This window comes from Bifidobacterium sp. (assembly GCF_051876855.1).
Taxonomy (GTDB): Bacteria; Actinomycetota; Actinomycetes; order Actinomycetales; family Bifidobacteriaceae; genus Bifidobacterium.
This window is the reverse complement of the sequence record NZ_JBJEIH010000055.1, coordinates 4167-10310: the sequence shown is the minus strand read 5'-3', so window position 1 is coordinate 10310 and position 6144 is coordinate 4167. Positions and strand designations below refer to the sequence as shown.

General features: G+C 55.1%; 6 protein-coding genes. All 6 read left to right on the top strand.

Annotated elements, in window-relative coordinates; translation table 11 throughout:
* Positions 1 to 209 precede the first annotated feature (209 nt).
* Positions 210 to 878 carry a CRISPR-associated protein Cas4 gene (gene cas4, locus ACI38B_RS04170; RefSeq protein WP_439729651.1) on the top strand — a complete coding sequence of 223 codons (669 nt, stop codon included), beginning with the start codon at positions 210 to 212 and terminating at the stop codon, positions 876 to 878.
* A 10-nt stretch (positions 879 to 888) separates the two neighbouring features.
* A complete protein-coding gene (gene cas1c, locus ACI38B_RS04165) occupies positions 889 to 1920 on the top strand; it encodes a type I-C CRISPR-associated endonuclease Cas1c (RefSeq protein WP_439729650.1) in 1032 nt (343 codons plus the stop codon).
* Between the two features lie 127 nt (positions 1921 to 2047).
* Positions 2048 to 2338: a CRISPR-associated endonuclease Cas2 gene (gene cas2 / locus ACI38B_RS04160; RefSeq protein WP_439729652.1), complete on the top strand. Its 291-nt coding sequence runs from the start codon at positions 2048 to 2050 to the stop codon at positions 2336 to 2338.
* 848 nt (positions 2339 to 3186) lie between these two features.
* Positions 3187 to 3693, top strand: a complete 507-nt coding sequence (locus ACI38B_RS04155) for a cupin domain-containing protein (protein WP_439729649.1) — start codon at positions 3187 to 3189, stop codon at positions 3691 to 3693.
* Between the two features lie 11 nt (positions 3694 to 3704).
* A complete protein-coding gene (locus ACI38B_RS04150) occupies positions 3705 to 4583 on the top strand; it encodes a class I SAM-dependent methyltransferase (RefSeq protein ID WP_439729648.1) in 879 nt (292 codons plus the stop codon).
* A gap of 443 nt (positions 4584 to 5026) precedes the next feature.
* Positions 5027 to 6144: glycoside hydrolase family 5 protein (locus tag ACI38B_RS04145; protein ID WP_439729647.1), on the top strand; the 1118-nt coding region annotated here is incomplete at its 3' end.

Sequence of the window (6144 nt, the reverse complement as noted above, 5' to 3'; positions counted from 1 at the left end):
ATCTGTTCCAGGGCTTTCATACGAAGTTATTGAAGGTCGCTGAATAATCCGCCGGAGGGCGTGGGCGCATCCTGGCGTTGACGCCCTCCGGTTCCTGTCATTCCTTACTCTGTGCTGGTCGTTCGCAGCGCGGATTTCTGTAGCGGGAAGTGATTTCCATGTCTGCGTCGTTTCGGCATGTTGCCGAATATCCTGAGGATCAATGGCTCATGCTTTCAGGCATAGAGCATTTTGAATATTGCCAACGTCAATGGGCGCTCATTCACATCGAGCAACTATGGAAAGACAACGGGCTGACTACCGCCGGCACCATCGTTCATGAACGCGCTGATGACTACGCCCAGTCTGAGACGCGCGGTGATCTCTTGATACTGCGGAACCTTCGTGTATTCTCCGCCACGCTCGGTGTGACCGGTGCGTGTGACGTTGTTGAATTTCGACGTTCCGACAGCGGCGCGACGCTGAGCGGTCGTGATGGACGGTGGCAGCCCTATCCGGTCGAATATAAGCACGGAGGTGCGCAACCATACAATCGTGCGGGGCACTACCAATTGTGCTGCGAGGCGATGTGCCTTGAGGAAATGCTGTCCTGCACGATACCTGCGGGCGCGATGTATTACAACAAGAATCGCCGCCGTGAGGTTGTTGAATTCGATGAGGAGCTGAGGCAACGCGTGCGTGACGACCTGGCATCAATGCATGCGTTGTTTGAGCGCGACTACACTCCACGGGTCAGGCGTTCCAAGAAAAGATGCCGGTCATGCTCCCTTGTGGATCTGTGCCTTCCGGAACTGGGTTCTTCGGAGTCTGCGTCATCGTATATCAATGACCGGATTGAAGAAGTTGTTGGCGGGTTGAACCAGAAAACCGCAGAATGAGGTGTGAGCGATGCGTACGCTATTGAATTCATTGTTCGTGCTAAGCGAGGACGTGTATTTGTCTTGCAAAGACGACAACGTCTACGTTGAACGCGGCAAGGAGCGCGTCGGCTCCGTTCCCTTGCGATCGATTGAGCATATTCTGTGCTTCAGCTACAAAGGAGCCTCGCCGGCTCTTATGGGGCGTTGCGCCGAGCTTGGTGTTTCGCTGTCGTTCTATTCCCCTTGGGGAAAGTATTACTGCTCAATTTTCGGTGAGAATTCTCGGAATGTGCTTCTCAGACGCGAGCAATATCGTATTGCCGATGATGAATCGCGTGCGTTGCCCATCGCCAAGTCCTTCGTTATCGGAAAGATTTACAATGCGCGCTGGGTCCTCGAACGTGCCCGACGTGACCACGCCATGAGCATTAACATGGAGCGTGTGGCTGGACAAAGCCATCTTCTGGCTGATGCCATTGTCTCGGTTCGCGCGCAGACATCTATCGATGCGTTGCGTGGCGTTGAAGGGCGTGCGGCCCAGGATTATTTCTACACATTTGATGATCTCATTTTGCGGAATAAGGATGACTTCTTCTTCGAATCCCGGAGCAGGCGGCCTCCGATGGATCGGATGAATGCCTTGCTTTCTTTCGTGTATGTATTGCTGGCAGGGGATTGCGCAGCGGCACTTCACGGTGTCGGGCTCGATCCGTATGTAGGTTTTCTTCACCGTGATCTTCCGGGGCGTGAATCGCTCGCACTTGACCTGATGGAGGAGCTTCGCTCGGTTCTCTGTGATAGGTTCGCACTTTCGTTGGTGAATACAGGAGCAATAAAGGGTTCTGATTTCGAAGAGCGCGAAAATGGTGGCGTATTCTTGAATGACAAGGGACGCCGGACAGTGCTTGCTGCTTGGAAGAAACGTAAAGACGAGGTGCTCACTCATCCGTTCCTTAAGGAGAAAATTCCGTGGGGGTTGGTTCCATATGTGCAAGCATTACTGCTCACTCGCACGATTCGAGGCGACCTTGATGCATATCCGCCGTTTATGTGGAAATAATACTTAATTTCTATTAATGAATCATGAAAAATATGAAGTATAATATCGGCTGCCAACGATGCCGCGGACATCAGCTTCAAAGTGATTCGGTGCGTTACCGCAATAGAGAGAGGAGCCGAATATGTCGATGATGATTCTTGTGACTTATGATGTCAATGTCGAGACGACAGCCGGTAAGCGCAGATTGAGACGGGTGGCAAAATCTTGTACGCGTTACGGACAGCGTGTGCAGAATAGCGTGTTCGAGTGTGTCGTATCGATGTCTGATTATCTAATGCTGAAAAAAGAGTTATTGGAGATTATCGATGAGGATCATGACAGTTTGCGTATGTATCATATGGGTTCGAAATATTCTTCACATATCGAGAGTTTTGGCGTAGATAATCATACCGACATTGATGGAGTAATGATATTGTGATTGAGAACTAGGTGTGCTTTGCGCCACTGGGCAACTCCCCTGATGATGAGTATGCCAGCACAGATGGCATAACATACTGTGCCATCTCTGCGAAGATTTTTGTTCCTTTTCTGACATTTTGCGGGAAGTATCTCTAACGCTGATATCCTCAATGTTGACAGATGCTTACGTCGAGGTCAGAGGTGACTTTCGTTGTCATTACCGCAATCCACTTGGACTCCGGTATTCCGGAATCTTGATTGTCCATGACAGGGGCTGCATCTCGCCTATCTGTAGTACCCCGCGAACCATATCTCCACTATCCGGGTTCGCGCACCCTCGATACCGCGAGCATGACCCGCGGAATATCAACAGTCGTACTTGCGGTATCGCAGGTCGGCGAACCCCGATAAGCGAGATAGCCTCCGGCAGGTACTACAGATACCGCAGATACACGCAAATCGGCGTACAGAGTTCCGGTGCCGCAGCGCCAGTTCTCACTGTCAGCCGCGTCACTGAATGCATCTTGGTATGCTCGCGGCGGTAAGGTCGCAACGCCAGTGCCTCACCGTGAGCCGCGCCTGCCGCGCTCCTGCACGGTTGCCTGTCATGTCCAGTCGTCTCGGCAGGGCCTAGGTAAACGATTATCGCAACAGCGTATGTCTGGAGTTGCTGCCTGCGGGACAGACGGATGGGACCGTTGGCCGGTGTGATACACCCCACACTGCTGGCTCCAATTTCCCGTTGAAAAGTCTTGAAGTGTTGCGCGGTCATTGTGATAATGAACCTGCGTTCAGCGTTTCTGCGTATCGCCGGGGACGCGACGCGTGCAAGATTTGTTTCATACCGAATACAGAAAGAGAGGCATTATGGCCAAGACGACTGTTTCCGAATCTGTCGTGAGTACCGGAATCAACAAGAATCTTCCTATTCTTGATGACACGACCACCTCCCGCGTGGTGGTGAACAACCCGTTGTTGCGACACGTGTTCTTTACGTTCGGTGAAGGACAGGTGCTCACTGATCACGCGTCAGCGCGCGCGGTGATCGTCAATATTCTTGAGGGCAAGTTTGATTTCACGGTCGGCGGGGCAAAGAATATCGTCACTGCGGGCGACGTGATTTATCTGGCGCCGGGGGAGAGGCATGCGTTGACCGCATTGGAACCGAGCCGTATGTCGTTAACGCTGATTGACGTGGAATCGATGCGTCAGACGCAAGATGGCGATGCTCGTGATACGCAACCGGATTCGTGTGACCCGTCTCACCGGGGCCATCATGGAAGCTGCGGATGCCATGGGCATGAGGGCCATCACGGTGAACATCTTCAAGAACAAGGAGATTCACGACGCGAACAGCAGGATGGTGATCGGTGATCGTCTCGGACATGTCCAACAATCCACATGCTTCGGGCACTCCTTCAAACGAGCAGAGCGTCATCGGCTCGCGGAAAGCCCAGATTGCGCAAAGTGTCCACGGCCAGCGCTCCGGCCCCGAGGAGCAGCGCCTGCAAGGGCACTGGTTGCTCGCCAAGATGGGCAAACGCGTGCTGCGCCCCGGTGGCATCGAGCTGACTCGTGCCATGCTTGATGCCGTTGGCGTGAACGCTGACGATGGCATTGTTGAATTCGGCCCCGGAGTAGGCAAGACCGCAGCGTTACTGCTCGCGGCGAATCCCCGCAGCTATACGGGTGTCGACCCGAATCCGGAGGGTGAAACGGCAATGGGCGAGATCGTCGGCGAACACCATCAAGCGAGAATGGTCAAGGCGGATGCCGCGCGTACCGGTTTGCCGAACGCATCCGCGAGCCTTGTCATCGGCGAGGCTATGCTGACCATGCTCCCACTTGAACGCAAGCGTGCCGTAGTGCGTGAAGCTGCGAGAATCCTCAAACCCGGGTGTCGTTATGCAATCCATGAGATGGGATTGAAACCGGAAGATGCCGACCGGCAATTGCGCAATGACCTGGAACGTGGTATCTCGCGGGCGATTCATGTCGGGGCCAGGCCGTTGACGCTCCCCGAATGGGTGGACATGCTCGACGGCGAGGGATTCGACATCGCCGCCACCCTGGAACGTCCGATGCATCTGCTGGAACCCGCCCGCATCGTCAGTGATGAGGGATTCGGCGGTGCGATGCGGTTTGCCGGCAATATGATACGCAATTCGGCGGGAAGAAAACGGGTTCTTGCCATGCGCAAGGTGTTTCGCCAGTACGATGCGAACCTGTGCGCGTACGCGATTGTCGCCGTGAAGAGAGCGTAAGACGGGAGGGCGTTATTCGCTGATGGTCGGATGACGCCCTGCCGAATGATGTCGGTCGCATATCTCTTTTGAGCTGACATGTGGCTGATTGTGGCGATTGGGTCCGGGCGTTGACAATCGTGTTGTCTATTGTCATTGTCCGTTTGATGACCAATGGCTGTTTGCTGGGTAGCGCATGGATTATTCTTGGTGTTTGATTCACGCGAAGTGTGACGAAGGTCACAATCTGCTTGTTGATTGCGTGCTGTTCGGCGCATGGATGCTGTGAATCACGGCCGGGCAGTCGTTGACCGGTCGTTCCGAGAAATCATCCGAGGAATTCCCATCAGACCTTCCCAAGCTCCCGGGGAATCCATTCCAGGAAGTTTCAGGAGTTTCCTGCGGAATTCACAAGGAGTTCAAGGAAATATCCCAAGGAAAGTCAGTTATCGAAGGAGATTGACGTGACATCAACCAGTCAGCCATTGTCGCGGATACTCGCGGCGATCGCAGCCAGTGCAATGCTGGCCACAGGGTGCGCGACAGGCGTTGCAGCCGTGTCCGCGCAGTCCGCCATCGCGGCTCAGCCAGCTGCTGCGAGCAGTGTGGATTACGCGCAGGCGATGAAGTCTTTCACCGCGGACGCCAGCGGCGATCAGCTCGCCTACGCGGTCAACGGCGAGTTGAAGGACGTGGCTTACAAAGACACTCCGGTAGGCCAGCACGGCAAGCTGTCCATCGGCAAGGCGGCAGGATTCAGTGCACCGACCGTGCTTGACGAGCATGGACAGCCGTTCCAGCTGCGCGGCGCAAGCACCCACGGCGTGCAATGGTTCCCGCAGTACATCAACCGTGACGCGTTCCAGTCCCTGCGTGACGAGTGGGGCATCAACATGGTGCGTCTGGCGCTCTACCCGCGCGAAGGTGGCTACCTGCAGGGTTCGCAGGCCAAGATGGACGCGAAAATCGAGGAAGCCGTCAACGCGGCCAACGAACTGGGCATGTACGTCATCCTTGACTGGCATGTGCTCAACTACAATCCCAACGGGGACGCCGACAAGGCTGAAGAGTTCTTCACCAAGTACGCAGCCAAGTACAAGAACCTGAAGAACGTCCTCTACGAAATCGCCAACGAACCGACATCCACCTCCTGGTATGACGGTTCCGGCAACGACCTGTACACGTACAGCAAGCGCATCACCAAGGCGATTCGCGCCACCGGCAACCAGTCCGTGGTCATCTGCGGAACCAACACCTGGTCGCAGGACGTGGACGCGGTCGCGGCCAAACCGCTGTCCGCCGACGGGATTGGCAATGTGGCGTACACGCTGCACTTCTACGCGGGTACGCATTACGACAACATCAAGAACAAGCTGCGTACGGCCTTGGCTGCTGGCACGCCGGTGTTCGTCTCCGAATTCGGCATCACCGACGCGTCCGGCTGGGGCGGGATCGACATCGCCAACGCGAACGACTGGATGACGCTGCTGGTGCGCAACAACATCAGCTACGCTGCTTGGTCGCTGTGCAACAAGGGCGAAGGGTCCTCCTATCTCAAGGAATCCACGAGCAAGACCAGCAA

Coding starts and splice junctions, on each gene's coding strand:
- cas4 (WP_439729651.1), top strand. CDS start 210: ATGCTTTCAGGCATAGAGCATTTTGAATATTGCCAACGTCAATGGGCG.
- cas1c (WP_439729650.1), top strand. CDS start 889: ATGCGTACGCTATTGAATTCATTGTTCGTGCTAAGCGAGGACGTGTAT.
- cas2 (WP_439729652.1), top strand. CDS start 2,048: ATGATGATTCTTGTGACTTATGATGTCAATGTCGAGACGACAGCCGGT.
- ACI38B_RS04155 (WP_439729649.1), top strand. CDS start 3,187: ATGGCCAAGACGACTGTTTCCGAATCTGTCGTGAGTACCGGAATCAAC.
- ACI38B_RS04150 (WP_439729648.1), top strand. CDS start 3,705: ATGTCCAACAATCCACATGCTTCGGGCACTCCTTCAAACGAGCAGAGC.